Origin of the sequence: Paenarthrobacter sp. YIM B13468 (assembly GCF_042788025.1) — a bacterium.
Lineage (GTDB): Bacteria > Actinomycetota > Actinomycetes > Actinomycetales > Micrococcaceae > Arthrobacter > Arthrobacter aromaticivorans.
Window position 1 is genome coordinate 24,015 of the sequence record NZ_JBHZPI010000030.1, and the last position, 26,552, is coordinate 50,566.

General features: G+C 62.1%; 25 protein-coding genes and 1 tRNA gene. 12 read left to right on the top strand and 14 right to left on the bottom strand.

Annotated features, from left to right (window positions below):
* Positions 1–10 precede the first annotated feature (10 nt).
* A complete protein-coding gene (locus ACFX4T_RS22755) occupies positions 11–712 on the top strand; it encodes a GntR family transcriptional regulator (protein ID WP_223948025.1) in 702 nt (233 codons plus the stop codon).
* Position 713: 1 nt separating this feature from the next.
* Here ACFX4T_RS22755 and ACFX4T_RS22760 read toward each other — a convergent pair whose 3' ends face one another.
* The 5 genes from ACFX4T_RS22760 to ACFX4T_RS22780 all read right to left on the bottom strand — a co-directional run bounded on the left by ACFX4T_RS22760 (position 714) and on the right by ACFX4T_RS22780 (position 7,443).
* Positions 714–2,129 carry a DUF4032 domain-containing protein gene (locus ACFX4T_RS22760; protein ID WP_216926953.1) on the bottom strand — a complete coding sequence of 472 codons (1,416 nt, stop codon included), beginning with the start codon at positions 2,127–2,129 and terminating at the stop codon, positions 714–716.
* On the bottom strand, positions 2,126–3,742 hold the full coding sequence (locus ACFX4T_RS22765; protein WP_377654368.1) for a beta-N-acetylhexosaminidase: 1,617 nt from the start codon (positions 3,740–3,742) through the stop codon (positions 2,126–2,128). Before ACFX4T_RS22765 ends, ACFX4T_RS22760 begins: the two co-directional genes overlap by 4 nt.
* A gap of 93 nt (positions 3,743–3,835) precedes the next feature.
* Complete coding sequence (locus ACFX4T_RS22770) at positions 3,836–4,918, bottom strand: ABC transporter ATP-binding protein (protein ID WP_216926955.1); 1,083 nt, start codon at positions 4,916–4,918, stop codon at positions 3,836–3,838.
* 229 nt (positions 4,919–5,147) lie between these two features.
* Positions 5,148–5,951 carry a trehalose-phosphatase gene (gene otsB, locus ACFX4T_RS22775; RefSeq protein ID WP_377654371.1) on the bottom strand — a complete coding sequence of 268 codons (804 nt, stop codon included), beginning with the start codon at positions 5,949–5,951 and terminating at the stop codon, positions 5,148–5,150.
* Positions 5,941–7,443 (bottom strand): trehalose-6-phosphate synthase, encoded by a 1,503-nt coding sequence (locus ACFX4T_RS22780; RefSeq protein ID WP_377654373.1) that lies wholly within the window; start codon positions 7,441–7,443, stop codon positions 5,941–5,943. Before ACFX4T_RS22780 ends, otsB begins: the two co-directional genes overlap by 11 nt.
* Before the next feature lie 176 nt (positions 7,444–7,619).
* Between ACFX4T_RS22780 and ACFX4T_RS22785 the strand changes: the two genes are divergently transcribed.
* Positions 7,620–8,498 carry a DsbA family protein gene (locus ACFX4T_RS22785; RefSeq protein WP_377654375.1) on the top strand — a complete coding sequence of 293 codons (879 nt, stop codon included), beginning with the start codon at positions 7,620–7,622 and terminating at the stop codon, positions 8,496–8,498.
* 136 nt (positions 8,499–8,634) lie between these two features.
* A tRNA-Thr gene (locus ACFX4T_RS22790) sits at positions 8,635–8,711 on the top strand.
* A 58-nt stretch (positions 8,712–8,769) separates the two neighbouring features.
* Here ACFX4T_RS22790 and ACFX4T_RS22795 read toward each other — a convergent pair.
* Positions 8,770–9,672: a helix-turn-helix transcriptional regulator gene (locus ACFX4T_RS22795; protein WP_377654377.1), complete on the bottom strand. Its 903-nt coding sequence runs from the start codon at positions 9,670–9,672 to the stop codon at positions 8,770–8,772.
* Positions 9,673–9,908: 236 nt separating this feature from the next.
* On the opposite strand from ACFX4T_RS22795, the gene ACFX4T_RS22800 reads away from it, so the two are divergent.
* Positions 9,909–11,294 carry an MFS transporter gene (locus tag ACFX4T_RS22800; protein WP_377654428.1) on the top strand — a complete coding sequence of 462 codons (1,386 nt, stop codon included), beginning with the start codon at positions 9,909–9,911 and terminating at the stop codon, positions 11,292–11,294.
* A gap of 334 nt (positions 11,295–11,628) precedes the next feature.
* Here the strand turns inward: ACFX4T_RS22800 and trxA are convergent, their stop codons facing one another.
* Together trxA and ACFX4T_RS22810 are read right to left on the bottom strand one after the other, a co-directional pair.
* Positions 11,629–12,081 (bottom strand): thioredoxin, encoded by a 453-nt coding sequence (gene trxA, locus ACFX4T_RS22805; RefSeq protein ID WP_377654379.1) that lies wholly within the window; start codon positions 12,079–12,081, stop codon positions 11,629–11,631.
* Between the two features lie 437 nt (positions 12,082–12,518).
* Positions 12,519–13,778, bottom strand: coding sequence for a cation:proton antiporter (locus tag ACFX4T_RS22810; protein ID WP_223948030.1), 1,260 nt, complete (start codon positions 13,776–13,778; stop codon positions 12,519–12,521).
* Between the two features lie 168 nt (positions 13,779–13,946).
* Here ACFX4T_RS22810 and ACFX4T_RS22815 point away from each other — a divergent pair, with 168 nt between their 5' ends.
* Entirely contained in the window at positions 13,947–15,632 is a 1,686-nt protein-coding gene (locus ACFX4T_RS22815) for a RecQ family ATP-dependent DNA helicase (RefSeq protein WP_377654381.1), read from the top strand.
* A gap of 3 nt (positions 15,633–15,635) precedes the next feature.
* On the opposite strand, the gene ACFX4T_RS22820 is transcribed toward ACFX4T_RS22815, so the two are convergent.
* Both ACFX4T_RS22820 and ACFX4T_RS22825 read right to left on the bottom strand, forming a co-directional pair.
* Positions 15,636–16,559 (bottom strand): NAD(P)H-hydrate dehydratase, encoded by a 924-nt coding sequence (locus tag ACFX4T_RS22820; protein WP_377654383.1) that lies wholly within the window; start codon positions 16,557–16,559, stop codon positions 15,636–15,638.
* Positions 16,537–17,322: a histidine phosphatase family protein gene (locus ACFX4T_RS22825; protein WP_377654430.1), complete on the bottom strand. Its 786-nt coding sequence runs from the start codon at positions 17,320–17,322 to the stop codon at positions 16,537–16,539. The genes ACFX4T_RS22820 and ACFX4T_RS22825 overlap by 23 nt, the downstream gene beginning before the upstream one ends.
* A gap of 182 nt (positions 17,323–17,504) precedes the next feature.
* On the opposite strand from ACFX4T_RS22825, the gene ACFX4T_RS22830 reads away from it, so the two are divergent.
* Positions 17,505–18,821: an NAD(P)/FAD-dependent oxidoreductase gene (locus tag ACFX4T_RS22830; RefSeq protein WP_216926963.1), complete on the top strand. Its 1,317-nt coding sequence runs from the start codon at positions 17,505–17,507 to the stop codon at positions 18,819–18,821.
* A 2-nt stretch (positions 18,822–18,823) separates the two neighbouring features.
* Here ACFX4T_RS22830 and ACFX4T_RS22835 read toward each other — a convergent pair whose 3' ends face one another.
* Entirely contained in the window at positions 18,824–19,102 is a 279-nt protein-coding gene (locus ACFX4T_RS22835) for a DUF3040 domain-containing protein (protein WP_216926964.1), read from the bottom strand.
* 189 nt (positions 19,103–19,291) lie between these two features.
* Between ACFX4T_RS22835 and ACFX4T_RS22840 the strand changes: the two genes are divergently transcribed.
* On the top strand, positions 19,292–19,753 hold the full coding sequence (locus ACFX4T_RS22840; RefSeq protein ID WP_216926965.1) for a GatB/YqeY domain-containing protein: 462 nt from the start codon (positions 19,292–19,294) through the stop codon (positions 19,751–19,753).
* A 28-nt stretch (positions 19,754–19,781) separates the two neighbouring features.
* Here ACFX4T_RS22840 and ACFX4T_RS22845 read toward each other — a convergent pair whose 3' ends face one another.
* From ACFX4T_RS22845 to ACFX4T_RS22855, 3 genes are all read right to left on the bottom strand, one after another.
* The gene (locus tag ACFX4T_RS22845; protein WP_377654386.1) at positions 19,782–20,513 is read right to left on the bottom strand and encodes a DUF72 domain-containing protein; all 732 of its coding nucleotides are present in this window, start codon (positions 20,511–20,513) and stop codon (positions 19,782–19,784) included.
* Positions 20,514–20,542: 29 nt separating this feature from the next.
* Entirely contained in the window at positions 20,543–20,776 is a 234-nt protein-coding gene (locus ACFX4T_RS22850; protein ID WP_377654388.1) for a hypothetical protein, read from the bottom strand.
* A gap of 259 nt (positions 20,777–21,035) precedes the next feature.
* Positions 21,036–21,494: a MarR family winged helix-turn-helix transcriptional regulator gene (locus ACFX4T_RS22855; RefSeq protein WP_223948040.1), complete on the bottom strand. Its 459-nt coding sequence runs from the start codon at positions 21,492–21,494 to the stop codon at positions 21,036–21,038.
* Positions 21,495–21,633: 139 nt separating this feature from the next.
* Between ACFX4T_RS22855 and ACFX4T_RS22860 the strand changes: the two genes are divergently transcribed.
* The 5 genes from ACFX4T_RS22860 to ACFX4T_RS22880 are packed head-to-tail and all read left to right on the top strand — an operon-like array spanning position 21,634 to position 26,541.
* Positions 21,634–22,572 carry an SDR family NAD(P)-dependent oxidoreductase gene (locus ACFX4T_RS22860; protein WP_223948041.1) on the top strand — a complete coding sequence of 313 codons (939 nt, stop codon included), beginning with the start codon at positions 21,634–21,636 and terminating at the stop codon, positions 22,570–22,572.
* Positions 22,572–23,462, top strand: a complete 891-nt coding sequence (locus ACFX4T_RS22865; RefSeq protein ID WP_308169460.1) for an amidohydrolase family protein — start codon at positions 22,572–22,574, stop codon at positions 23,460–23,462. Before ACFX4T_RS22860 ends, ACFX4T_RS22865 begins: the two co-directional genes overlap by 1 nt.
* A gap of 1 nt (position 23,463) precedes the next feature.
* Positions 23,464–24,687: an acyl-CoA dehydrogenase family protein gene (locus ACFX4T_RS22870; protein ID WP_377654391.1), complete on the top strand. Its 1,224-nt coding sequence runs from the start codon at positions 23,464–23,466 to the stop codon at positions 24,685–24,687.
* Positions 24,688–24,716: 29 nt separating this feature from the next.
* Complete coding sequence (locus ACFX4T_RS22875) at positions 24,717–25,172, top strand: MaoC family dehydratase (RefSeq protein ID WP_377654393.1); 456 nt, start codon at positions 24,717–24,719, stop codon at positions 25,170–25,172.
* Positions 25,173–25,215: 43 nt separating this feature from the next.
* Positions 25,216–26,541, top strand: coding sequence for an MFS transporter (locus ACFX4T_RS22880; protein WP_223948044.1), 1,326 nt, complete (start codon positions 25,216–25,218; stop codon positions 26,539–26,541).
* The last annotated feature ends 11 nt before the right edge of the window (positions 26,542–26,552 follow it).

Sequence of the window (26,552 nt, forward strand, 5' to 3'; positions counted from 1 at the left end):
GGACGCTGGCATGAAGGGAAGTTTGACAGTGGCTGAGGCGATGCCGGAAACCGGAAATGGCCGCGATGACGAGGCCCGCGCGGAGCACGTCTACCAACTGGTGTTGGAGGGAATCGTCACGGGCACCTTCGCACAGGGTGGGCGTTTGCGCGAACGGGAACTGTCCGAGATGTACGGCGTCTCCCGGATCCCGGTCCGCGAAGCCATCCAACGCCTGGAGAAGGACGGTTTCGTGGCAACCTTCCCGCGCCGCGGCGCCGTGGTCCGGCAACTCACGCTCACCGACGTGAACGAGCTCTTCGACGTCCGCCTTTGCCTGGAAACGTTCGCCGCGAGGATGGCTGCCACCCGCGTTGCCGAAGGCCATTCCAGTGGCCGGCTCGAGGAACTGATGGAAGCTTCCAATGCCGCCATCGACGAGGACCGCGCAGACGACGTCGCGCTGATCAGTGCCGAGCTCCACGCCGAAATCGTACGTCTCTCCGGCAACAGGCTGCTCATCGAGTCCGTGAAGCCGCTGTTTGGCCGCATGCGATGGATCTTCGGATTGGCACACAACCGCAGCAACGAGCTCCAACGGGACGAACACAAAGAGCTGTGCAACGCCATCCTGAAAGGCCGGCCGGACCTGGCCTACTCGCTGGCGTACACGCACATTGAGCTCGGCCGGGAACCCGTGCTGGCAGGCCTCGCGGAGACCCTGGAACCCTGAGTTAGTCGTCCGCGTCCGGGTACTCGTCCACTTCGTCGTACCGGCCTGACTCCTCCACCTCAACTTCAAGGATCTTGAGCAGCTCGGTGTCAGGGTTCAACATGATGGCAGCCTCGTCCCTGCGGTGCTGCAGCACAGTGTCCAGGTAGGACTGCACAGTCTCGGCCAGCGGGATGTAGCGATCCTGTTTCTGGCTCATGTACCAGCGGTGCTCCAGGACCTCGTGCACTACTTCGGCTGGTTCCAACTTGCCGGCAAGGTGCCGGGGAATAGACCGCACGATCGGTTCGAAGATCTGGCTGACCCATGCGTGGGCGCTTATTTCCTCGTCCAGGTCAGGGTTGTTGTCCGCCCTGAACTGGTCCATATCGTTCAGGAGCCTGCGTGCCTGGTTCTCCTGGGCGTCCAATCCGGTGAGGCGCAGCAAGCGCCGTTGGTGGTGGCCGGCGTCGACGACTTTTGGCTGCAGCTGGATGGTTGAACCATCCGCCGTGGTCTTGATGGCATATTCCTCGACGTCGAAGCCGAGCTCGTTGAGCCGGCGGATGCGGGCGCCCACGCGCCAGCGCTCGCCGAGTTCGAAGGATTCCTTTTCCGTCAGCTCAGCCCATAGCCTGCGGTAACTGTCCATGATGAGCTCACTGGTAGCCACGGGATCGACCTTTTCCTCGATGAGCCCGCCATCCAGGAGGTCCATCAGTTCACCAGCGATGTTGACGCGGGCGATCTCCAGGTCATACTCGCGCTGGCCCATGGACAGGTCCGGGTAAAGCTCGCCGGTTTCGGCATCCACAAGGTACGCAGCGAACGCGCCGGCGTCCCGACGGAACAGCGTGTTGGAAAGCGAGACGTCGCCCCAGTAGAAGCCAATGAGGTGCAAGCGGACTAGCAGCAACGCCTGCGCGTCGATGAGGCGCGTCAAGGTGTCCTTGCGCAGCATCTGCGAGAAAAGTGCCCGGTAGGGCATGGAGAACTTCAAATGCCGGGTGACCAACACCGGGTTCAGGGGTTTGCCGTCGGCCGTGGTCCGGCCGGTGATGACGGCCACAGGCTCAACGCACGGAACATCCAGCCGGGCAAGCTTGCGGAGCATGTGGTATTCGTGGCGGGCAACGTGCTCGGACGTTTCCTTGATGGCAATGACCGATCCACCCAAGTGCGCGAAACGCACGATGTGCCGGGAGATACCGCGGGGGAGGGCGGCGAGGTTCTCGGCCGGCCAGTCCTCAAGCGCAATGTGCCACGGCAGGTCCAACAGCTCCGGATCCGCTGCTGCGGCGGTGATATTAAGGGAACCGATGACGCTGGCCGGTGGTGCTGTGTCCTGCGCGCTGGCCGCCTCAGTCCTGGGGAGCTTGCCGATCTGCCCGTAGTCGGTCGGTTCGTCGTGCCACTGGGCTCCGTTTTGCTCGCTCATGCCTCAATTGTTCCGTACTCGCCGGTGTTGGCGTTCATTGCTGCGGTAAAGGGATATTCGGGCATCGCGGACCACTGGATGTCCGGTGCTGCCTGGAAGGAGACGCCCTGCCTTGCGAGGCGCTCACCCAAGGCACCAAGCCGACGTCGGAAGTCACCCACGTCCCGCGCGTCCTGGGGCGACCAGCCCACTTCCGCCAAGGAAACGGCCCTGGGGTACAGGAGCCAATAGGCCTGCTGGTTGTTGCGGACGGTCTCCGTCCACAGCGGGCCTTCGACGCCAAGGACCTTGTCATCTTGCAGGCCGCCTTGGGCGGGATTCCAGTGGTAGTACTCGGACCACGTGAACGGCCCGCCGTCCACCCACTCAAGGCCGATGGGGCTGCTGGAATCGTACTTTTGGTCCAGATAGGTGTTCGCGGCCGGGGACATGATGACCTTGGAGCTGCCGCTTTCGGCCTGCTGGACAACCGGGGAGAAATCACCGAACCAGTACTGCACCACGGACCCCTGCGGGAGTTCGACGCCGGCGTATTCGTTCCAACCCACCACGGTCTTGCCGGTTTCCGCTCCGATCCGGGCAAACTCCCGGACCATGGTGACGTAGTTGTCGTGGCCGGTGACGTGGGCTTCATCGCCACCGATGTGGAGGTACGGACCATCCGTCATGGCAGCGAGTTGGCCCAGCACTTCACGAACGAACTCGTAGGTGGCAGGCAGTGCTGCGTCCAAGGTGGAGTAGCCGACCTCGCCGGTCGCATTCATGGGCTTGGCCATACCGTCCGGGTTGAGCTGCGGGATCGCTGCCAAGGCCGCATTGACGTGTCCGGGAAGGTCGATCTCCGGCACTATCAGTATGTTCCGCGCAGCGGCGTATTCTTGGATCTCCCTGAAGTCCTGCTGCGTGTAGAAACCTGAGTGCCCGGGAGTGAGACCGATACCGGGGTGGTTCACGGCGCCCCCAATAGCGGTGAGGTTCCCATAGTCCAAGCCCGACGGATTCTCCGCGGGCGCCTGGATCTCGATGCGCCAACCCTGGTCATCCGTAAGGTGCAGGTGCAGGGCATTGAGCTTGAACTGGCTCATGACATCTATCTGCTGCTTCACCTCTTCGACCGTGAAAAAGTTCCGGGCGACATCGAGCATGAGCCCGCGATAGGAGAACCTGGGCGCGTCATTGATCTCGACGGCGGGAATCACCCAGGTGCCGTCGGTGCTGGTGTTCGAATTGATGGTGTTCGAATCGTCCGCGCCTGTGAGGGAGTGTTCAACGGCAGGCGGGAGCAACTGGCGGAGTGTTTGGACTGCGTTGAAGAGGCCCCCGGGTGTTGTTGCCGCGAGGCGGGCACCGGCATTGGTGACAGTCAACCGGTAGGCTTCCGGACCGCCGTCGAGCGTTTCAACGAACTCCAAGGTGATGTCGCCGGCATTGGCCGTCTCGATGATGGGAAGAGTGAAACCTGTGCCGCGGCGAAGCAGCACCGCCAGCTGCTCCGCGACCGGGACAGCTGCCTGGCTTGCCGCGATCCGTGCCGTAGGCGCAAGCGTGAAGGCCTGACCGTCCGATGGCGCGACGTGTACGGGCCGGGGGATCAGGTTATCCGTCGTGTTCATGCCGTTCTTTCTGCAGAATGGTTAACGCGAGAGCGGCCCGACCCGGGAAGGGTCGGGCCGCTGTCACGATGCGGATTCAGGTGCCGGTGGGGATTAGTCGCCCAGGCGCAGGCCCGTCTTGGTGTCGAACAGGTGCACGTGGCCGGACTGCGGACGAACGAAGATGGACTCGCCCTTCATCGGGGGGCGGCGGCCGTCAACACGGGCAACGATGTCGTGGCTCTTGCCATCCAGGATGGTGTGGCCGTAGACGTAGGCATCGGCGCCGAGTTCTTCGACGACGTCAACCTCAACCTGCAGGCCTTCGCCGTGGCCGACCGTCTCGAGGTCTTCCGGACGTGAACCAACGGTGACCGTCTGTCCGTGTGCTTCTTCGAGGACGTCGCGCTTGACCGGGTAAACAGTGCCACCGAACTGGACGCCGCCGTCGACGACCGGCAGTTCCAGCAGGTTCATGGCGGGGGAGCCAATGAAGCCGGCAACGAAGACGTTCTGCGGGCGGTCGTAGAGGTTGCGCGGGGTGTCAACCTGCTGGAGCAGGCCGTCCTTGAGGACTGCGACCCGGTCACCCATGGTCATGGCCTCAACCTGGTCGTGCGTCACGTAAACCGTGGTGACGCCGAGGCGGCGGGTCAGGGATGCGATCTGCGTACGGGTCTGGACACGGAGCTTGGCGTCAAGGTTGGACAGCGGCTCGTCCATGAGGAAGACCTGGGGGTTACGGACGATTGCGCGGCCCATGGCAACACGCTGGCGCTGACCGCCGGAGAGTGCCTTCGGCTTGCGGTCCAGGTACTGCTCGAGGTCGAGAAGCTTGGCGGCTTCGCGAACACGCTCGGCGCGCTCTTCCTTGGAGACGCCTGCGATCTTAAGCGCGAAGCCCATGTTGTCCGCAACAGTCATGTGCGGGTAAAGAGCGTAGTTCTGGAAGACCATTGCGATGTCGCGGTCCTTCGGCGGAACATCCGTGACGTCGCGGTCACCGATCAGAATACGGCCGGCGTTCACATCCTCAAGTCCTGCGAGCATGCGCAGGGAGGTGGACTTACCGCAACCGGAAGGTCCAACGAGGACCAGGAATTCGCCATCGGCGATGTCGATGTTGAGCTTATCGACGGCGGGCTTATCTGTGCCCGGGTACAGACGCGTAGCGTTATCAAAAGTAACTGTAGCCACAGTTATCAATCCCTTCACCGGCAGGTACGTGCCGGACGATCCGTTGTGAATGGTTCATTTTCTTCAGTTGAACTCCCCGGCCATTGGCCGGGGAGGATCGTGTGACGTCGCACGGTACTGTGCGTCACATCACGTCCAAGAGTATGTCAGACTTTTGGACTTACTACCTAAATGTTACGAACGTCACATGTGATGTTGATCCCGCTCCATGCTTCCGCGGTGACGGGGCTTATGCTTCCGCCGTGACTCGGCGGCGCTCCCGCAGGAGCGTTTCCAACAGTTCCGCAACGTGCACCGGGGCTTCCACCCGGTACTCTGCCTGCGTGAAATCCAGGCCGACTTTGATGCCGACGTCCTCGCCCATCAGCCTGCCCAGGGCGTCCTCATCCGTCACGTCATCGCCGGCGAACAGAATGGCCGTGGCGCCCGTTGCTTGACGGAGGAACTCCACTGCCTCGCCCTTGGAGGCATGGACAACGGAGGTCTCCAGCACGCGTTTGCCGGTCTTTACGTACACTCCGGGATGCTCACGCAGAACCCGCATGGCGGCCTCTACCGCGTCTTCGGCAACGTCGTCGTCGGCAAGCCGAGTGTGAAGGACGACTCCGGCGGGCTTGTCCTCGAGCAACGTCCCCGGCGCGATGTTGACGATGCCGGCCAGGAAGTCACGTACTGAAGCGAGGCGTGCACGTTGTTCATCATCCAACTCCAAGCCCAGTGACCCTTCGCCCAGCCATACCTCCGCGCCGTGGCTGCCAATCAGCAACGTGTTCACAGGAGGCGAGGCGACCAGGCGCAAACTGTCCAAGGCGCGTCCCGAGATAAGTGCCGTCGTCGTGCGCGGCAGTTCAGCAAGGGCTTCCAAAGCCGCAGCCGAACGCGGAAGGGGCCGGGCGTCATCGGCATGGTCCACGATTGGGGAGAGGGTGCCGTCGAAATCCAAGGCCACCAGGAGTTGCTCCGTGCCGGCGATACGCCGAATGGCGTCCAACAGTTCCGGGGACAAAGACAGGGGCGTTTGCTCAGCTGTCATCGCGCACTACCTTCTCCTCGAGGGCGGCCAGGAACTCCGCTGACCAATGATCGACGTCGTGGTCAAGGATCTGCTTGCGCATCAGCTTCATGCGGCGGCGGGCTTCCTTGGGGGAGAGGTTAACCGCCTGGAGAATGGCGGACTTAAGGCCATCGATGTCATGCGGGTTGATCAGGAGCGCCTGCTTCAATTGGTCGGCAGCGCCGGCGAACTCACTCAGGACCAGCGCGCCGTCGTCCTCGGAACGGGCCGTCACATACTCCTTGGCCACCAGGTTCATGCCGTCGCGCAGCGCCGTGACCAGCATGACGTCCGCGGCGAGGTACAGCGCCACCATTTCCTCAACGGGGTAGCTGTGGTGCAGGTAGCGGACGGCAGTGTTCTGGATGGTGTCGTAGGTGCCATTGATATGGCCAACGGTGCCTTCGATTTCTTCACGCAGAAGCCGGTACTGCTCCACGCGTTCCCGGCTGGGGCTCGCTACCTGGATCAGGGTGGCGTCCTCCACCTTGATGCTGCCTTCGCGCAGGAGTTCCTCGAAGGCCTTCAGGCGGTGGCCGATGCCCTTGGTGTAGTCAAGGCGGTCCACGCCAAGAAGGATGGTCTTCGGATTGCCCAGGTCCTTGCGGATCTGCTTGGCCCTCTCGATGATGTCCGGCCTCCCTGCCAACTCCCGGATCTGGTCGACATCGATGGAAATAGGGAAGGCCTGTGCCCGGGCAATGTGGGTGACCTCGCCGTCCGGGCCCTTTACGTGCACTTGTTGCTGCTTGACGCTGGCGCCCAGGAAGCGGCGGGCAGAACGCATGAAGTTGCCGGCGTCGCTGGGACGCTGGAAGCCCAGCAGGTCCGCACCCAGCAGGCCATCAATGATCTCGCGGCGCCAAGGCAGCTGGGCGAAGATCTCCGGCGGCGGGAAAGGAATGTGGTTGAAGAAGCCGATTTTCAGATCCGGCCGTGCCTCACGGAGCATGCGCGGAACCAGCTGGAGCTGGTAGTCCTGGACCCACACAGTTGCGCCGTCCGCGGCATGGCGGATGACGGCGTCTGCGAACTTCTTGTTGACCTGGCGGTACGAATCCCACCACGTGCGGTGGAACTCCGGTGGGGCGATGACATCGTGATACAGCGGCCAGATGGTCGCATTGGAGAAGCCCTCGTAATACAGCTCGACGTCGTGGCTGCTTAGCTGGACCGGGACAAGATCCATCGCTTCGTGGCTGAAAGGACGCACGGTTTCATCCGGAGCTCCGTGCCAGCCCACCCACGCGCCGTCGGACTTTGTCATCATCGGTGCAAGCGCGGTAACCAGGCCGCCCGGGGAGCGCCGCCAGCCTCCGCCACCATCGCCGTTGCCATCGGTGCTGCAGCGGTCAACGGGCAGGCGGTTGGATACCACCATGAAGTCGAACTTGCTCGCCGTTGGCTTCCTGGTGGGAGAGGCCCTAACGCCGTCTTCCGTCTTGAGTTTTTCGCTTGCCAAATCCTGCATTACTGCTCCCTGGGGTTGCTGTGACTCACCTCCCAGCCTACCGGCGGAATCATGTGCGGCAGTTGATCGTTCAACAACCGGGTCTTTGCGCGTGCGCCGAATCTTCAAGTTTGCTCCCGTAAACTGGCCCCGTTGCCCTAGCTATGCACTACGACGTCGAGTAATCCGAGGAACTGATGAGCCCCGCAAACGAACCCCGCCTCTCCAAGGCTGAACGCACCGCCCAGGCACGGGAGAAAGCGCGAGAAATCCGCGAAGCACAGCTGAAAAAGGAAAAGCGCAACAAGCTCCTGATCGGGTGGGGCATCGTGGTGGCGGTGGTGGCGATCCTTGCCGTTATCGCACTGGTAGTGACCACCAGCATTCAGCAAAGCGCACCGATCGCCGACCAGGGTCCTACTCCCGCGAATGGCAACGTGCACGGCGGCGTAACATTGCTGGCCAACTCCGACGTCGTAAAGTCCGATGCCTCTTCCGTGAACGTGGCAGACGTCCCTTCGGCTCCGGCAACCAAGCCCGCAACCGTCACTGTTCCCGGTGGGGAGCCCGAGGCCGGCAAGCCCGTCAAGGTGATCGCCTACATCGACTTCATCTGCCCGGTCTGCAAGCGGTTTGAGACAACCTATGGTGATTCGCTCACCAAACTCCGCAATGAAGGCAAGATTTCCCTCGAGTACCGCCCCCTTGGCTTCCTGGACCAGCAGTCCACCACCAACTACTCCTCACGCGCAGCAAATGCGGCAGCGTGCGTGGTGAACGCTTCCCCTGAGAAGTACGCCGACTTCTTCAACCTGCTCTTCGAACGCCAGCCTGCCGAAGGCAGCGCCGGCATCTCGGACAACGACCTCAAGGCCATGGCCAAGGAGGTAGGCGCAGCGAACATCGACTCCTGTGTGGATAGCAAGCAGTACCGGCCGTATGTGAAGGTTGCCACGCAAGAGGCGGCAGCCATCGGCATCACAGGAACCCCCACCGTGTTTATCGACGGCAAGCAGTGGGACGGATCCACGGACCTGAACGCTGAGATCCAGACCGCAGTTGACGCCAAGGGCTAGGTTTTAGGAACTTTCGACGGCGGCTGGTCACCCTGGGTTTGGGCCTTGCGTTCAACCTGGGGTGGCTGGCCACCTTCGTGATTTCCGTGCGGGGGAGGGTCTGGGCTAACCTTATCTAGCGTCGTTTTCGGCGCATGCCTCCTTAGCTCAGTTGGCCAGAGCACCGCTCTTGTAAAGCGGGGGTCGTCGGTTCGAATCCGACAGGGGGCTCCACCAACCCCTCCATTCCGGCGATTTTGCCCGGATTGGAGGGGCTTTTGTTTCCGGGAAGTCATAGCGTTGCTTGGAACGTCTGCGTGGCCCTTGCGTACCTTGCTTCCCCGCCCAAACCAGTGTCGCTGGAAGGCAACAGTTGCAGTGCTTCGGCCGCGGGGGTCCCGGGATCGGCGGTGTACATCAGGATGCGGTGGCCGGATTCATCAGGCGGGGTGAGGACCTCGAAATTGAGTTCCAGGTGGCCTACTTCGGGGTGGTGCATGTGCTTGAGGCCGGACATGCAGTTCTCAACAGGATGCCGTGACCACAAATTGGCGAACTCATCGCTGTTCACGGTCAACTCGCCTACCAGCGAAGCCAGTTCCTGATCATCAGCTGAGCGGCCGGCAACCAGCCGCAGCGATGCTACAGCGCGGGTGGCTTCTTCTTGCCAGCGTGTGTAAAGCTCACGGGTGTGACGGTCGAGGAACAACATTCGCGTCATGTTGGGCCTCGTTGAAGGCGTCCTGGGCGCTGCGAAGTCCAAATGACCAGCCACAAGCCGATGACCCATCCCATTCCATGCCAGCACTTCACTCCGGCGTCCAAGGACGACCGCGGGTATGTCGGACATTGACTGGATGAGTCTCAGAATGCCAGGTCTTACCTTGTCCGGCTTGGTCACGGTGCGCCGCTTGGTGGTCCCGGACCGGGCAAGATTGAACAGGTGCGCACGCTCGTCTGCGCTGAGGTCGAGGGCGCGCGCGATGGACTCGATGACGGCCTCGGAGGCGTTGTTGCTCAGGCCCTGCTCCAGTCGGGTGTAGTACGTGTTGCTAACGCCGGCGAGCATGGCGAGTTCCTCCCGGCGGAGGCCAGGTACGCGGCGGATACCGTAATTCAGAAGGCCAACGTCCTCAGGCTGTAGGGCAGCTCTTCGAACGCGAAGGAACTCCCCAAGTTCACTGTGACTACTCATGAGCCTCATTCTGCCGGTGTTCACCGGTCCTGTCCTGTCACTGCCAGGGGTAGGCACGAGGGGGTGTGGTTGTTCCCGGGACATTCCGTGACGGTGGAGTTGTGAAGATGCCGCCAACGGGCGGCTACCCCCTCCAGAGAAGGATCGCCGTCATGACCACTCAACCGGATGTCACCACGGGCCAAGGTGTCCCACTTTCAACCGAAGCGAAACCGACAACTGCACAGGCGGGACGGATGACAGGCCGACAGCGGCTGGCACTCATTGTCCTGCTCGCGGCGAGCTTTACCCTGGCCGTTGACTTCTCAATCCTCGGTGTCGCACTCCCGGCCATCGGCGCCGACGTCGGATTCAGCTTGGAAAACCTCCAGTGGATCGCGACGGCGTTTGCCCTCTGCGCCGCCGGGCTGACACTGTTGTTCGGACGTGTCGCGGACGTCGTCGGCCGCCGCAAAATGTTCATCTTCGGCATGGCCCTGCTGGGCGCAGCATCGCTCGCTGGTGGCTTGGCTACTGACCCGGCCTTGCTGCTCATTGCTCGCGTAGGCCAAGGCACCGCGACGGCCATCGTTGTTCCCGCCGCCCTGTCGTTGCTGCTGGCATCCTTCCCTGAGGGCCCTCTGCGGGATAAAGCGCTGGGCCTGAATGGCTCGCTGATGGCTGCGGGCTTCACGAATGGCGCCATCCTCGGCGGGCTTTTGACCGACCTGCTCAGCTGGCGGTGGGCGTTTTTCGTCAACGCGCCGGTGTCTATCGCAGTACTGGTTATCGCCCCCATCGTTCTCGCCGAGAGCAAGCCCACCACCAGGTTGAAACTGGACGTTCCGGGCGCCATCACGGTGACCCTGGGTCTACTGGCCTTGGTCTTCGGTCTTACCCATGCTGCCGAACACTCCTGGACTGATCCCCTGACGTTGGGCTCGCTCGCCGTAGCAGTCGTGCTCGTCGTTGCGTTCATGGCCGTCGAACGCAGGGCAACCTCGCCGCTGGTACCGCTGGAGATTCTGAAGCGCTCTACCGTTGCATGGGGAAACATTGCCGGCATCCTAGCCTTTGCAACCGAAACGTCCCTGGTATTCCTGTTGACCCTGTACCTGCAGCAGGTGCTTGGCTACACCCCGCTCGGGGCCGGCTTGGCCTTCGCAGTCCTTGGCCTCGGCACCGTGATTGGTGGCATCCTCGGGCCAAAGGTCATAGGCAGGATCGGCAACAAGAAGGGCATCATCTACGGATTCATCGTCCAGGCGATCGCTACCGGTGCCCTCGTCTTGCTCAGGGCCGATCCCGCCTCCATCGGTCCGCTGCTAGTGGCCACCTTCATCGGTGGTGTCGCCAACCTTGTCGTCATCGTCGGATTCATGGTCACCGCAACCTCCGGCCTGTCCAATGAAAAACAAGGCTTGGCCACCGGACTGGTAACCATGAGCCAGCAGATCGGCATCACCATGGGTATCCCGATCATGAGTGCCATCTTCACTGCCCAGATTCTCTCCATCGGCAACAACGAGGCCCCGGCCGTCCTGAGCGGCGTAACGACGGCGATATGGGTGAACGCTGGTCTGTGCCTCCTGACCGCGTTGGTCGTAGGTCTTTTCCTCCGGAAACCCGTGCCGGCCGCCTGACGGCATTATCTCCACAAACGAATGCTTGAAGCAGCCCCGCACCGACCGGCGCTCGAACCGGGCGGCTCGTGCGTACCTTTGTAAGCGTTGACTGGGAGTGAAGGACAAAGCGCTTAGGGGGCGAATGTCTGCCTGTCCGGAAGACCAGCATGTCCTCGTCGATGACCGAGGCCCCCGGCCGCCGGGGTCGCCCGTTGCGGCAGCGCTCGAGTGGCGTGGCCGGAAGGGACAGCCCGACCGTGCCGAACGTTGCGGCCAGGGTCACTCAACAGGGCACAAAGTCCCGGATGGATTCGCATCTTTCCCAGTCCATCGCGGAGCCGATCCTGCAGACTCAGCTATTCTTGCCGACCATGCGATTTTGGGAAACGACGCCATCAACCCATGAGCGCAGGGCTGCTGCCGGTGCGGCCCCGGCGCGGCGGGCGAGGACCTTTCCGCCTATCAGGATCATGAGCGTGGGCACCGCTTGAATGCCGAAACGCCTGGCAAGATGGGGCGAGTTGTCCACGTCGACTTTGACGAGTTTCACCGTTCCGGCCCGTTCGTGCGCCAATTGATCGAGCACCGGGCTGACTGTCCGGCACGGGCCGCACCAGACCGCCCAGAAGTCGACAATTACCGGAAGAGTTGCCCCTTCGGCGACTTCGGCGAAGTCTCCGTCGCTGGCGGCAACGATCCAAGGCAACAGCTGATGGCAGTGCCCGCATCGCGGCAGGCCGCTGGCGCTGGATGGAACCCTGTTTGGCTTAGCGCAGTGCGGGCATACGGTGATGTTTTCTGTCATTCCTCCCGGCTTTCAGACGGTGGGCTGGCCGGAGCAACGAGGTCAGTATTGGCATGGGGTCTTTCCCGATGCTGTGCTCCCGCTTCGCGCGCGCAATGCTCGCAGCAATAGATTCCTTCGTCGGTCTCGACGCCGTGTCCCAACACCCGGCAGCCACAATGTTCGCACGCCGGCGCCATCATGTGGATGGCACATTCGAAGCTGTCGAAAGTGCCCTTTTGGTCACCCCTCGTGACCGTGAAAGTCCTCGGAGCGTCGTTTCCGCAAACGTCGCATCGTGCCATCGTTGTGTCCTTTCATGGTGACCGGTGGAACCGGCTCCGTCATTAGGTCCGAAAAGAGGCCTATGCCCAGTATCAGCCGTGACCCATCCGTGCCGTAGGGGCGAAAGGCCCCGGACGATGAAACCTGGTTGGAGTTGACGGGTGAGAGCTGTCCTAAGGGACTTCCTCTTGCGCGACCCGGGCCTCCGCTGCCCTCCGGCCACCACGCTGACCCTGTCGAAGCGCCAGCAGCGGAAACAGGAGCACAGAGAGCATGCCCGCTCCGACGAGTGCCGATGAGATTCCGCTTGAAATGAACCCCTGATCCCTGCCAATGGCTGTGACGGCAACGATGATCGGCAGGCCTGTTGCCCCGAACAGCATGATTGCCCGTTTCTCGGCGAAGGTGGACCTCGGCGGGGCAGCAAGCATCGATGGCAGGCCCCGGATGATCAGCAGGAGGATCACGAACAGCGGGAGCATTGCCAGGGCTGAGGGGCTGGACGTGAGTGCGCCCAGATCGAAATCTATGCCGGTATCGATGAAGAAGATGGGCACAAGGAACCCGAACGCGACGGCGTCGAGTTTGGTTTCGATCACCTTCCGGTCCCGTTCGGGTGCACGGGCAATGGCCACTTTCCAAAGGACGCCTGCGGCGAATGCCCCCAGCAACATGTCCAGTCCCAGGACCATGCTCAGCACCACGAGCACGGTAAGGATAAACATGATGGAGCGGACAGCGAACTGGCCGCTGGTGTGGAGGGTCCGGGTGACCTGCGAGTGGAAGAGCGTGTGCCTCGCCTTGGAGGCCAGGAAAATCGCAATGCCAGCCAGGAAGACAAATCCGAGAAGCACCGCCGTAGCCGGTCCCAGCTGCCTGCCACTGAAGAACAGCGAGATTGCAATCAGGGGACCAAACTCGCCAGCTGCTCCCAATGCCGTCACGGCGATCCCCATCGGTGATCTTGATTCACCGGAATCGCGAAGGATGGGCAGCAGTGCCCCCAACGCCGTGGAGCACAGCGCCACCCCGATGATGACCGCGGCCTCCGGCGTAGGGGCCAGCAGAAAGCCTGCGCCAACGCCTGCGGCCAACGAGATCACCCAACCTGCTGTGGCACGGATAGCGGGACGGCCACGGATATCGGCGAAATCAATCTCATTGCCGGCCACGAAGAAGAGCATCGCCAGCCCGAAATCGGCCAGTGTATCCGTGAACTGCGTAGATTCGATCCATCCCAACAGGCTGGGTCCCAACAGGATTCCGAGGACGATCTCGAACACCACAAGGGGCACTTTGACCACCCGGTCAAGGAAGCGGACCGCCAAGGGCGCCGCCACAGCCAGTAGAGCGATCAGAACCAAGGTTGTAGACAAGCCCTGCATCAGCGGTACCTCCGGTACCTCGCCCGCTTCGAAGGAAAAGTATTCCAAAGCTACCGCCACACCTGCGATGACGCCATGACGCCGGACTCCCGGTAGGGGCCAGAGTTATCCACAAGCAGGGAAGAAGCGCACGACGCCGGGTCCCGGCCCGCGTTAGTCTGGTTACCTCGGCTGAAGCAGGCGGCCGCAACACCCACTGTGCGGAGCCGTTTTCCAATGTCCGATGATCCAGACCTGGGCGCCCTTGCGGCGTCTTCCTTTTCCCTTCCCAAGCTCCGCCCCGGCCAACTCGCAGCCATGAACGCGCTCGCAGGCGGCCGCGACGTCCTGGCGGTCATGCCCACTGGTTACGGCAAATCAGCCACCTACCAAGTGGCAGCCAGGTACCTCTACAACCAAACCGGGCGCCCCGCCGTCGTGGTTTCTCCCTTGATTGCTTTGCAGGAGGACCAGTTGGATGGGCTGAACGGGCAGTTGGGTGACGGCGTTGCCGTCGCCATTAACTCCTCCCGTAGCGACTCGGAAGTGGAGGACGCCTGGGAGGGAGCGGAGTCCGGCAAAGCCACTTTCCTGTTTCTTGCCCCGGAGCAGTTGGCAAAACAGGAGACTGTGGACCGGATCGCCAAACTGGACATCACTATGTTCGTGGTGGACGAGGCCCACTGCGTCTCCTCCTGGGGCCATGATTTCCGCCCCGACTACCTCGATCTTGGAAATGTCCGCGAACGATTGGGAAGCCCTCCAGTGGCGGCCCTTACGGCCACAGCCTCCCCTCCGGTGCGCGATGAAATTCTGGAACGACTCGGCATGAAGGACCCGCTGATCCTGGTCCGAGGCTTTGACCGGCCCAACATCAGCCTTGACGTGGTCCGCCATCAAGAAGACAAAGGCAAGCGAAAAGCAGTCCTGGAGCAGGTTGCCTCCCTGGCCAAGGGGGGAGAGCGGGGGCTGCTGTACGCCGCCACCCGCAAGGACACGGAAAAGTACGCCGCCAAACTGGCAAAGGAAGGACTCCGCGCGGAGGCGTACCACGCAGGTCGATCTGATTCTGACAGGGAGCGTATCCATGAGCAGTTCCTGGACGATCAGCTGGACGTCGTGGTTGCCACAACAGCTTTCGGCATGGGTATCAACAAACCCAATGTGCGATTCGTCGTCCATGCCGACATTCCGGAGTCCCTGGATGCCTACTACCAGGAAATCGGCCGTTCCGGACGCGACGGTAAACCGGCTGCTGCCACACTGTATTACCGCGAAGAGGATCTCGGCCTGCGGAAGTTCTTCGGCACGCATTCACCGGATCCGGATTCGCTCCTGGCAGTTTTGAAGATCCTGAAAGCCGCAGGCGCTCCTGCCCCGAAGAGCGCGCTCGCGGAGCTGACCGGATTCCCCGTCCGTCGCCTCACCGGGCTCGTCAACCAGTTGGAGGAAGCCGGCGCTGTCACCACAGGCAAGCGCGGCATCCGCCTGGCATCCAAAGCCAAACTATCCGCCCTGGTGGCCCGCGCCGTCGAACTGGCCGAGGCCCGGCAACGCGTTGACCAGTCCCGGCTGTCGATGATGCGCGCATATGCGGAGACGGACAGCTGCCGCCGGCAGTTCCTGCTGGGCTATTTCGGTGAGGAACTTTCGGAGCCGTGCGGCAATTGTGATGTGTGCGCCGCTGCTTCCAAAACCGGCAATGGTGTTCACAGCACAAAGGAAGAGCGCGGCTCAGATGAACAGCGGGCTGGCGAAAGCGATCCATTCCCGCTGCAGTCCGCTGTGATTCACAAGGAATGGGGCCCGGGTTTGGTGATGAGGCATGAGGACGACGTCATCACCGTCTTGTTCGAGCAGGAAGGGTACAAGACGCTCTCCCGCAGCGCTGTTATGGAGCATGAACTCCTGAAACCTGCATAACTTTCAGGTGTTCAGCTCCAGCATCAGGGCGGGCAATTCGTCGGCGAGTTCGCGCGCAAGGAACCCGAGCGGGCCCAGCTTGCTGGCCAAGCGGTCGGCCGCGGCGGCGTGGAGGTGGGTTCCCCAGCAGGCGGCCTGTGCGCCGCTGGTTCCACGCGCCCGGAGGCCAGTGATGGCACCGGCCAGCACGTCTCCACTGCCTGAGGTACCCAGGCCTCCGTATCCGGTGGTGATCTTCCACAGCTCAGGGTCCCCAGGGCCTTCTCCAGGTGGACGTGCGATCACGCCCTGGCAGCTAACCACTGCGCCGTACTGTTCGGCGACAACGGCCACGTCAGTTTCCAAGTGGTCTACGTCCCGTCCCAGCAGGACTCCCGCCTCAGTCGGGTTGGGAGTGAGGATCAACCTGCCCCGCCAAGGTTCCAGCGTCCCCTTTAGCTTCACCAGCCCGCCGAGGGCGAAGGCGTCGAGGACAATGGCAGGATCTTCGCCTCTGAGCTCCTCCCGCTCCAACAACCTGGTGAGCAATTCCCCTGCCAGGTCCGGATCATCCAAGCCAGGCCCGACCAACACGGCGTCTGCCCGTTCCAAATACCTTGAAATGAGGTCCAGCCCCTCACCGGTAACGGACCCATCGGCAGTCTCCGGCAAGCCCACCGCCCCGCACTCCGGGAGTGCTACTCCCACCTGCACCGCCACGGACTCGGCGACTGCCAACGTAATCTTTCCGGCCCCCGCGCGGAGGGCGGCGATGCCAGCCAGGACGGTGGCGCCCGGAGTAGTCCGCGCACCGCCGATGATCAACACAGCGCCGCGTGAGTATTTGTCTTCGCCAGGAGCCGGCAGCGGCCAATCGCGCAGAAGGGATGGCGTCACTTGCGTGGGGCCCGTGGCGCCGTTGAAATCACTGTGGGTGGACACTGGCATCCCCGGCATGCTCGGTGACCGTAACTCCCTGTTCAGTGAGATGGTCGGCCACATTGAAGCTCTCGAGCGTCCACGGTCCAGCACCAGAGGGGCGCACATACCGGGTTATCGATGCGTTCAGGACTGTCGTTCCGGCGGCGAGGTCCAGGATCTCCCGCTCGGACATGCCCTCCAGGACGTATCGGACCAGCAGGATCACTGCATCATGGCAAACGAGCATTACGCGGTGTCCTCTTCCCAGATTGTTGAGCTCGTCCAGGACGGATCGCAGGCGAAGCGCCACGTCAGCCCAGGATTCACCGCCCGGTGGCCGGTAGTACAGCTTGCCCAGCCAGAGGCGCCGTTCGGCTTCATCGGGGTAACGCGTTTCCACGCCTAAGCGGGTGAGTCTGTCCAAAATGCCCAATTCCCGGTCGCGGAGGCGCTCATCCGTGTGGACTTTCAGGGACCACCCAGCTGTTTGAACGGCAATTTCCGCTGTCTGAAGGGCGCGTGCATAGGGGGAGGAGACCACCGTGTCCGGACGGAACTCCTCCGCAATCCGGGACAGCGCAGTTCCCAGTGCCTTGGCCTGATCCTGGCCGGTATCCGAGAGGTTGACGTCCGGGTCCCTGGCGGGGACGTCAATGACCTCAGCCCGCGCCAGCCGGGCTTCCGTTGCGGCCACGTTGCCTTCGCTTTCTCCATGCCGGACCAGCAGCAGCTCAACAGCCCCGGCCTCCTGTACCGCCTCTGTCAGGCCGTCGTCGTTCAAGAAAACCAACTCCTTCGCGCGCTTCGCCGAATGCAGAACACTACCCACTGCGTACCCACGGGACCAGAGAATAAACGCACGACGGCGAGCTGCCGTCCCAGCGCTGGCCGTCCACCCGCCGTCGAGCATGTAAGACATGAGGGGACCCGCCGGTACTGTTGCCGGAACCCAGGGTGAAGTAAGTTGCTCGCATGGAGGACACATACCAAGTCATCGTGGTGGGTGCCGGATTCGCAGGCGTTGCGGCAGCCAAAAAACTCGGCCGGAAGGGCGTACGCGTCCTGTTGATTGACTCGAACAACTACCACCAGTTCCAACCGCTCCTTTATCAACTGGCTACTTCCCAGATCGGGGTTTCCGCCATTACGCGCCCGCTGCGCTCCGTCTTCCGCCGCTATGAAACTGTCAGGGTCCTGACGGCGAGTGTTGCCACTATTGATGCTGCGCAACGGTCAGTCACTACCGCCGATGGCGTGACTTTGCGGGCGGAAATCCTGGTCATTGCGGTAGGTGCAGTTCCCAACTTCTTCAACACCCCAGGCGCCGGGCAACATGCTTTTCCGCTGTACTCCGTCACGGACGCCACCAGGCTGGGCACCGCCATTACCCGGCTGCTGGACCAGGCCGATAGGAACTCCGAGGGGCTGGTAGACGTGGTGGTGGTGGGAGGAGGACCCACCGGCGTGGAGACTGCCGGGGCCATGGCAGAAAACGTGAAATACATGGTCCGCAAGTACTTCTCTCCTGAACTCGCTGCCCGCTGCCGCGTTCACCTGGTGGACATGGTCCCGAGTGTGTTGAACATGTTCTCCACGAAGTCCCAGCGGTACGCCACCGAACGTCTTCAGAAGGTGGGCGTCCAGCTGCATATGGGAGTGGGCGTTACCGAGGTGCGAACCGATGGTGTGGCGCTGGCTGACGGGAGCTTTGTCCCCGCGCAGATCGTTGTTTGGGCCGGCGGCTTGAAAGCGGGAGACCTCATCAGCACTTCGGGGCTGACACAGGGCAAAGGTGGGCGTGTCGATGTCCGTCCAGACTTGACCGCCCCGGATGTGGATGGTGTGTACGTCATCGGCGATGCAGCGAACATCACCGATTCCACTGGCGCGAAGTTGCCCCAGCTTGGCTCCGTAGCCCAACAAGCCGGAAAGTGGGCGGCGGCCAATATCCTTGCAGACCTCGCTGGTGGGAGCCGTACTCCCTTCCGGTACGTGGACAAGGGCTATATGGCCATGGTGGGCCGGGGTGCTGCCGTGGCAGAACTGGGCCGCAAACGAATCCAGTTGCAGGGCCTTTTCGCCTTCTTGTCCTGGCTCTTGGTCCATTTGGCCCTATTGTCCGGGGTCCAGCAGAAAGTCCGCGCACTATTTTCCTGGCTCAACGGATATCTCCTGCACAGTCCCGCGCAGGTGGTGGTCAGTGGCCCAACCGAGAAGGAGCTCTCCGGGCTGACTCTTCCCGAAGTACGTCCGGCGCCACCAACCGAAGCGGGCCTGGAAAAGGAATAGGCTCAGTCGGAAGCGGAACGGGCCTTCTGTACGCGATGTGCCACTAATCCCCACGCCATCAGAAGGAAGCCACAATATCCCAAGGGGGACGGATTGATTGGTATGGCCAACAGCATCATCAGCACTCCAACTGCTACAGCAAGAACGTGGCGGGCCTGCGGTTCATAGGTGCGACGCGCGGGGATCCCTGTTTCCAGTTGACGGGCCAAGTCCGGATCCTGGATGAAAAGTTCCCGTTCGAGTTGCTGCAGCACCCTGCGCTCCCGTTCGTTCAGATGCATGGTTGTCCCTCCCATGTAGCGCTAAGGCTCCTCGGTGCGATCGGTGAGCCAACCGGTTCCTTCAAGGAATTCCAGCGGCACAATAAGCTAAGCATGCTTACTAAATGCTCCGCAAGGAAAATTTTCCGGCCCTCGTCGAGCTTGGCAACTGACTACCATGGCAAGTAGGAACCCCAATCAAGGAGCGCAATGTCACTGAAAGATCGTCTCAAGGCAGACGTCGTAGGCCACATGAAGGCGGGCAACAAAACAGCGCTCACCACCGTGCGGAACGTCCTGGGTGAGATCACCACACGCGAGAAGTCGGGCAAAACGCCCATCGAGTTGGACGATGCGCAGGTTACGTCACTGCTTCAAAAGGAAGCTGCCAAGCGCCGGGATACCGCACGCATCTACACCGAAGCCGGGGAAGCAGACAGGGCAGCCGCCGAAGTTGCGGAGGCTGAGATCATCGAGGAATACCTCCCCAAGCCGCTAAGCCGCGAAGAAGTGGAAGCCATCGTCGACGAAGCCATCGCCGCTCTTAAAGCCGACGGGCAGGAACTCTCAATGCGTTCAATCGGCGCCGTGATGAAGCCGGTAACTGCCAAGGTTGCAGGACGGTTCGATGGCAAGACCGTCAGCGAAATCGTGCGGGGTCGCCTGAGCTAAGACCCGCCGGATGGCTCGCCGTTAGCGGTCAGCCATTCCCAAGCAGCCATCGCAAAGTATCGGCGTTGCGCACGGCGTTGCCACCGCCGTCGTTGTTGAAATAGGCGTACACGTCCTTGCCCGTGCTGTTCCACTCACGAATCCGATCCGCCCACCAGCGAAGATCCGCGTCCGAATATGAGCCGCCGTAGAGGTGCTCAGTATCCGGTCCGTGAAGCCGGATGTAAACGAACGGTGCCGTGGCCCGAAGGATGCACGGCAAGTTGGCGCCGCTCATGACGCAGTAAGCTGCCTCGTGGCGTTCAAGCAACGCGTAGACGTCAGGGTGGTCCCAGCTATCGTGCCGGAATTCCACCGCCACGCGAATCCAATGGGGTAAGGCTGCAAGGAAGTAATCGAGGCGGGCATCATCGCGGGCAAAATCAGGAGGAAGCTGGACAAGCAGCACAGCTCTTTTGTCACCCAGTTCGTGCCAGCAGCGGGTAATGCGTTCCACCCACACTTCAGGGCTGTACAGCTTTTTCCCATGCGTGAGACCACGGGGCGCCTTGACCGACATCGCAAATCCTGCAGGCAGGCGATCATGCCAGCTCTTGAATGCGGTGTCCCGCGGCCAACGGTAAAAACTCGCGTTGAGCTCAACCGTGTCGAACCGGGCCACGTAGTGGGCCAGGCGCTTGACCGTGGGCAGGCCCGGTGGATAGAGCACATTTTCCCAGTGGTCGTAGCTCCAGCCAGATGTACCTATGCGGATACTCATGCTGTGGATGGTAGTCCGCGAGAACGTGCTTATGGCCGAGGCGTGGTCCTGGCGATCAACGCCTGGAGATCTTCGGCAACCTTGGCCACCTCGCGCTGCCGTGTCGACTTCGCTGCGTGTGTGGAGGGTCGGGCGGCTCTGGGAGAAGTCCGTGTCCGGGCGTCGCGACGGAACGCGCCATCGCGTCCAATCCTGGGATCACGCACGGGCGCGTCGACGGTGACGCGGCCCTTGAGGGGGTCGTGAAAGAGTGGCAGATTCATGGTCCATTCCGGGGTAACAAGCCGCTTGAAAGGGATTCAAAGCGATGTGGCCGAGTGCGAACTCTGATCCTGACATATGTCCCACATCCGCGATATGGACGGTTGCATATCACCTCGCCAGGAAGCGGTGCAAACGTCCAGTTCTCTGGCGAAAGCCCGTTCGGCTCTGGCAGCCGGGCTCTTCACCAACACCGGGCGCCTTGGCGACGTAGCGTCGGGCCCGATTATCGCTTGGACCGCATTCGGACCGGGGCCGTAACTATCCCCACAGCGCCTTCTTCAACAGTTCCCTGAGTTGGGCATTCTCCTCTTCACTCAAAGCTTCGAGCTGGCTCCGTTCGCACACCTCGAGGGCAGCCCGCGCCTTGTTGTGGATCCGGCGGCCCTCAGCTGTGGAGACGATGATCTTGGCGCGGCGGTCCTGCTTGCCTTGAGCTCGTTTGACCAGGCCGCGGTGTTCGAGGTCGTCCACCAGGCTGACTACCTGGCTCGGATCCAGGCTCAGGAAATCCGCCAGCTCACGCTGTGTGGGTTCCAGGCCACTGCAGGCGAGGGTCAGCACGGAGAAGGAGCGTTCGCGAAGACCGTAATCCGCCAGGGCTTTGTTGTTCAGCAGCGATCCTGTGGCATGCAGCTTTGCCAGAAGGAGCCCCACGTCATTGCCAATCTTCGCTGCCGCGAGGCGGGGGGTTTCGGCTTTGGTGCTCTGCGTGCCCATGGCAACTCCAATAGTAAATAAAAACAATCGTTGACTTTTTCAATGATCCGTAATCTCATTGATCATGACAAGGATCTCACGTGGCAGTGGGATCGGCCCCACCGGCTCCGGCTGGTTACTGCATGCGAAGGAGCACGCCATGAGTTTGAACGGCAAGGTTGCAATCGTCACCGGGAGTGGACAGGGTCTTGGACTCGCTTACGCGAGGGAGCTGGCCCGTCAGGGTGCCGCCGTCGTTATAAACGATGTGAACGCGGAGACCGCGGCGCAGGCTGTTGCGCAGATTGAGGCCGACGGCGGCCGGGCCACCGCGGTGGTGGTTCCGGTGGGCAGCACGGAGGCTGCGAAAGCGTTGGTGGCCGGTGCCGTTGATGCATTCGGGCGGCTGGATATCCTGGTGACCAACGCCGGAATCCTGCGGGACAAGAGCCTGTTGAAGATGACCGATGAGGACTTCGACCTGGTTGTCAACGTCCACCTCCGCGGAACGTTCACCTGTGTCCGTGAGGCCTTTGCGTACTTCAAGGAAAACAACGTTCCGGGCCGGATCATCACGATTGGTTCGCCGACGGGCCAGCGTGGCAACTTCGGGCAGACCAATTACGCGGCTGCGAAGGCCGGGATCGTGGGCATGGTCCGCACGTGGGCTTTGGAGATGAAGAAGGCCGGCGTTACCGTCAATTCGGTTATCCCGGTGGCGGCGACGGCGATGACCAAGACCGTCCCGTATTTCCAGAAGGCCGTTGAGGCCGACGAGCGTGGTGAGGCCATGCCGTCCTTCTTCCGCCATGATCTTGGTTTTGGGACCGCCGATGATGTGGCGGGGCTTATTGCCTTCCTCGCCTCTGATGCGGCCTCGGGGATTACCGGCCAGGCCATTGGAGCTGGCGGTGACCGGCTGCAGGTGTGGACGCATCCGACGGCGGCGACCACCGAATACCGCGACGGCGGCTGGAGCTATGACGCACTGCGCGAGAACGCTGAGGACCTTTTCAGCAACGAAAACCTTCAGGGCTACGGTGAGGAATTCCTGCCACTGCCGGCGGAGCTGCAGCCAGAACCTGCACAGGCGCGCTGATCATGGCCCGTTACGAACTGGGCGTCGATGCTTCGGCGCTGGACGCGATCGACATGCACGTCCATTTGGAAGTGGACAGTTGCGGTCACGGTTCACTCCCGGCAGCGCTGACGGAGGCCTCGGCGAAGTATTTCAAGTCCGAGGACAGGACGCCGTCACTGGACAGGATCGCGGAGGTGTATCGCGAGCTGAACATGGCCGCCGTCGTCTTCACTGTGGACGCGCGCACACAGCTCAAGCACGAGCCGAACAGCATCCCGGAACTGATTGACGGGGCGGCGCGGAACAATGATGTGTTGATTCCCTTCGGGTCCGTGGATCCGCGAACGGGGGAAGACGCGATCGCGGGGGCGAAGCATCAAGCCGTGGAGCTCGGTGCCCGCGGGTTCAAGTTCCATCCGTCGTTGCAGGGTTTCGATCCGTCCAACGAGCAGTTCTACCCGTTGTGGGAGACGTTGCAGGAGCTGGGGCTGCCGGCCATTTTCCACACCGGCCAGAACGGTATGGGCGCGGGACTTCCCGGCGGGTACGGAATCAAGCTGGCCTACTCCAACCCGTTGCTGCTGGACGCTGTCGCCGCGGACTTTCCGGGCTTGCAGATCATCATGGCCCACCCCTCGGTGCCCTGGCAGGATGAAGCGAACTCAATCGCCACCCACAAGGCGAACGTGTTCATCGACCTCTCCGGCTGGTCGCCCAAGTACTTCCCGGAGTCCCTCGTGAAAGCGTCGAATTCCGTGTTGCAGGACAAGGTTTTATTCGGCACTGACTTCCCGCTGATCACCCCGCAGAAATGGTTGGGCGCGTTTGCTGACCTGCCTTTGAAGGACGAGGTCCGCCCGAAGGTCCTCAAGGGAAATGCGGTTCGGCTGCTCGGATTGGGTGGTTGACATGAGCACGACCGTCTTGGACCAACGGCTGTATTCTGCGGCGGATTGGTATGACGCCGAAGCCCTCCTCACCGCCGAGGAGCGCGCCGTCTTGGCCCAGCTCCGGAACTTCCTGGACGCCGAAGCGAAGCCGTTGCTGGCCGAGTACTGGGAACGGGGCGAGTTCCCCGAGCAATTGGCGCAGCCGCTCATCGATCTTGACCTGATGGAGCCTTTCGACGAGGCCGCACGGGGGATCTACCAGGGGTTCCGGATCTTCGAACTCGCCCGCACTGACGCTTCGCTGGCTACCTGGTACACCGCCCAAGCCGGGCTGTTCCGGACCGCGATCCGGGTGGGCGCCTCGGAGGAACAGCAGCGCGAGTGGATGCCCCGGGTTGTGGATTTCTCGCTCAAGGGTGTGTTCTCGTTGACCGAACCGGAACACGGCTCGGACATCGCCGGCGGGCTCTCCACCACCGCACGCTATGAAGCAGGCGTTGCAGGAGAGGCCGGCGGTACAGGGGCCGACGGTGGAACCTGGATCCTCGAGGGCGCCAAGCGGTGGATCGGGGGCGCCTCAACGGCCGATGTGCTGTGCGTGTTCGCCCGGGACGTCGCCGACGGGCAGGTCAAAGCGTTTCTCGTGGACCGGCAGGCTGCCGGCGTGAGGCTTGAGAAGATCCACGGCAAGACTTCTTTGCGGATGATGCAGAACGCACACATCACCATGGAAGGGGTCCGCGTCCCGGAGGCCATGCGCCTGCATAACGTGAACTCGTTCAAAGACGTTGCAGCGATGCTCCGGGCCATGCGCTCGGACGTTGCGTGGATCGCCACGGGCATCCAAGCCGGTGCTTTCGAAGCCGCGCTTGCCTACGTCAAGGAACGCCAACAATTCGGCCGTTCGCTGGGCTCGTTCCAGTTAATCCAGGAGAAACTTGCCCGGATGCTCGGCAACATCACCGCGTCTCTCTCGCTGGTGGTGAGGCTGACCGAACAGCAGGGCTGGGGCATCTACCGGGACCAGGACTCCGCGCTGGCAAAGATGCAGACCAGCCTGATGATGCGCGAAACCGTCGCCCTGGCACGCGAAGTGGTGGGCGGCAACGGCATCACGCTCGCCGCCGACGTCGCGCGTTTCCACGCAGACGCCGAAGCCGTCTACTCGTACGAGGGCACCCACGAAATCAACGCCCTCATCATCGGCCGCGCCCTCACCGGCGACAGTGCCTTCACCCGCTAAACCAAAACACAACTATCAGGAGGCAACCGATGCCCAATCTCGTCGTCGATTTCGACACCCTGCTCACCATGTCCGGCAAGGACCTCGGCACCACCGACTACCGCGAAATCACCCAGCAACAGATCAATCTGTTCGCTGACGCCACTGACGACCAGCAGTGGATCCACACCGATCCCGAACGCGCCAAGGACGGCCCCTTCGGTGCTCCCATCGCGCACGGCTTCCTCACCCTGTCCCTCATCATCCCATTCTGGGGTGAGCTGTTCGACGTCGACGGTGTCACCACCAAGGTCAACTACGGGCTGGACAAAGTCCGCTTCACGTCGCCGGTCAAGGTCGGTTCCAAGGTCCGTATGAGCGGCACCATCGCCGACGTCACCGAAGTCAAAGGCGGCGCCCAGATTAAGGTCCGCGCCACCATCGAAATCGAAGGCCAGGAGCGCCCCGCCGTCGTGGCCGAATTCCTCGCACGCTTCTACAAATAAGCAAACGCACAACACCAAATCCCTCCTCTCCCAAGGAACAGCCATGTCAGGACACACTGCACTCGCAACTGCGAGCACGGCCGCGAAGCGCAAAGAAGCGCGTACGGTCATCTTGTCCAGTTATCTGGGCAGCACCATCGAGTTCTACGACTTCCTGCTGTACGCCACCGCCGCGGCGGTCGCCTTCCCCAAAGTGTTCTTTGCCGGTACAGACGAATGGGTGGGCGTCGTAGCCGCCTACGCCACTTTCGCTGCAGGTTACGTTGCACGGCCCCTGGGCGGCATCATCTTCGGCCACTTCGGTGACCGCATCGGCCGCAAGGGAATGCTGATCGTTTCCATGGCGATGATGGGCATTGCGTCCACCTTGATCGGTTTGATTCCCGGGGCCAACGTCATCGGTCCCTGGGGCGCCGTGCTCCTCGTGGTCCTGCGCGTCTGCCAGGGCATTGCGGTCGGAGGCGAATGGGGTGGCGCCGCGTTGATGGCGCTGGAACATTCCGACCCCAAGCGGCGCGGCTTCGCGGCATCGTTCGTGAACGCAGGAGCGCCAACAGGGGCCGTCCTCGGCACCGTCGTCATGGGCATCTTCTCCGCCCTTCCTCAGGACGCGTTCCTCGCGTGGGGCTGGCGTGTGCCGTTTCTCCTGTCCTTCGTGCTCCTGATCGTTGGCATGTTTGTCAGGCTGCGTGTTTCCGAGAGCCCGATCTTCGCCGAAGCCGTCGCCAAGGAAAGCGCTCAGGGCACCAAGCGTAAAATCCCTCTGCTGGAAGTGCTGCGGCGTCCCAAGGCGCTGATCATGATCATGTTTGCCGGCGCCGCAGGATTCGGCTTGCAAGTAGTACTGCCCACATTCTCCGTGACCTACGCGGTCTCCAAGGGCGCACCGCAGCAGGGCGTGCTCTATGCCTTCGCGGGAGCCTCGGCCATCTCCATCCTTTTCGTCCTACTGGGCGGAAGATTGTCCGATCGCTTCGGACGCCGCCCGATCATGGTCACCGGACTGGCCCTGTTCATCCTGTACCTGTTCCCGATGTTCGGAATGCTCAGCTCCGGCAACATCGCATTGATCTTCCTTGCATTCACCGTGGCACTCATCCTGCACTCATCCCTCTATGGACCCCTTGCTGCGTTTGTGTCCGAGCAGTTCGGTACCACCAACCGCTACACCGGTGCAGCCGTCGGTTACCAGCTCGCCACCCTGATCGGCGCTGGCTTCACGCCCGGCATCGTTGCGGGCCTCTACAAGGATTCCGGCCAGAGCATCATCCCTGTGGTGGTATTCCTGTCTGCCATGTCAGTGGTGTCGATTGTCTTCATCCTGCTCACGCGAGAGTCTAAGAACAACGACCTTTCTTCGGTCAGTTAGGAGTACTGCAC

Coding starts and splice junctions, on each gene's coding strand:
- ACFX4T_RS22850 (WP_377654388.1), bottom strand. CDS start 20,776: ATGAATCTGCCACTCTTTCACGACCCCCTCAAGGGCCGCGTCACCGTC.
- ACFX4T_RS22880 (WP_223948044.1), top strand. CDS start 25,216: ATGTCAGGACACACTGCACTCGCAACTGCGAGCACGGCCGCGAAGCGC.
- ACFX4T_RS22840 (WP_216926965.1), top strand. CDS start 19,292: ATGTCACTGAAAGATCGTCTCAAGGCAGACGTCGTAGGCCACATGAAG.
- ACFX4T_RS22815 (WP_377654381.1), top strand. CDS start 13,947: ATGTCCGATGATCCAGACCTGGGCGCCCTTGCGGCGTCTTCCTTTTCC.
- ACFX4T_RS22765 (WP_377654368.1), bottom strand. CDS start 3,742: ATGAACACGACGGATAACCTGATCCCCCGGCCCGTACACGTCGCGCCA.
- ACFX4T_RS22845 (WP_377654386.1), bottom strand. CDS start 20,513: ATGAGTATCCGCATAGGTACATCTGGCTGGAGCTACGACCACTGGGAA.
- otsB (WP_377654371.1), bottom strand. CDS start 5,951: ATGACAGCTGAGCAAACGCCCCTGTCTTTGTCCCCGGAACTGTTGGAC.
- ACFX4T_RS22835 (WP_216926964.1), bottom strand. CDS start 19,102: ATGCATCTGAACGAACGGGAGCGCAGGGTGCTGCAGCAACTCGAACGG.
- ACFX4T_RS22760 (WP_216926953.1), bottom strand. CDS start 2,129: ATGAGCGAGCAAAACGGAGCCCAGTGGCACGACGAACCGACCGACTAC.
- ACFX4T_RS22830 (WP_216926963.1), top strand. CDS start 17,505: ATGGAGGACACATACCAAGTCATCGTGGTGGGTGCCGGATTCGCAGGC.
- ACFX4T_RS22785 (WP_377654375.1), top strand. CDS start 7,620: ATGAGCCCCGCAAACGAACCCCGCCTCTCCAAGGCTGAACGCACCGCC.
- ACFX4T_RS22855 (WP_223948040.1), bottom strand. CDS start 21,494: ATGGGCACGCAGAGCACCAAAGCCGAAACCCCCCGCCTCGCGGCAGCG.
- ACFX4T_RS22800 (WP_377654428.1), top strand. CDS start 9,909: ATGACAGGCCGACAGCGGCTGGCACTCATTGTCCTGCTCGCGGCGAGC.
- trxA (WP_377654379.1), bottom strand. CDS start 12,081: ATGACAGAAAACATCACCGTATGCCCGCACTGCGCTAAGCCAAACAGG.
- ACFX4T_RS22875 (WP_377654393.1), top strand. CDS start 24,717: ATGCCCAATCTCGTCGTCGATTTCGACACCCTGCTCACCATGTCCGGC.
- ACFX4T_RS22755 (WP_223948025.1), top strand. CDS start 11: ATGAAGGGAAGTTTGACAGTGGCTGAGGCGATGCCGGAAACCGGAAAT.
- ACFX4T_RS22780 (WP_377654373.1), bottom strand. CDS start 7,443: ATGCAGGATTTGGCAAGCGAAAAACTCAAGACGGAAGACGGCGTTAGG.
- ACFX4T_RS22870 (WP_377654391.1), top strand. CDS start 23,464: ATGAGCACGACCGTCTTGGACCAACGGCTGTATTCTGCGGCGGATTGG.
- ACFX4T_RS22860 (WP_223948041.1), top strand. CDS start 21,634: ATGAGTTTGAACGGCAAGGTTGCAATCGTCACCGGGAGTGGACAGGGT.
- ACFX4T_RS22795 (WP_377654377.1), bottom strand. CDS start 9,672: ATGAGTAGTCACAGTGAACTTGGGGAGTTCCTTCGCGTTCGAAGAGCT.
- ACFX4T_RS22820 (WP_377654383.1), bottom strand. CDS start 16,559: ATGCCAGTGTCCACCCACAGTGATTTCAACGGCGCCACGGGCCCCACG.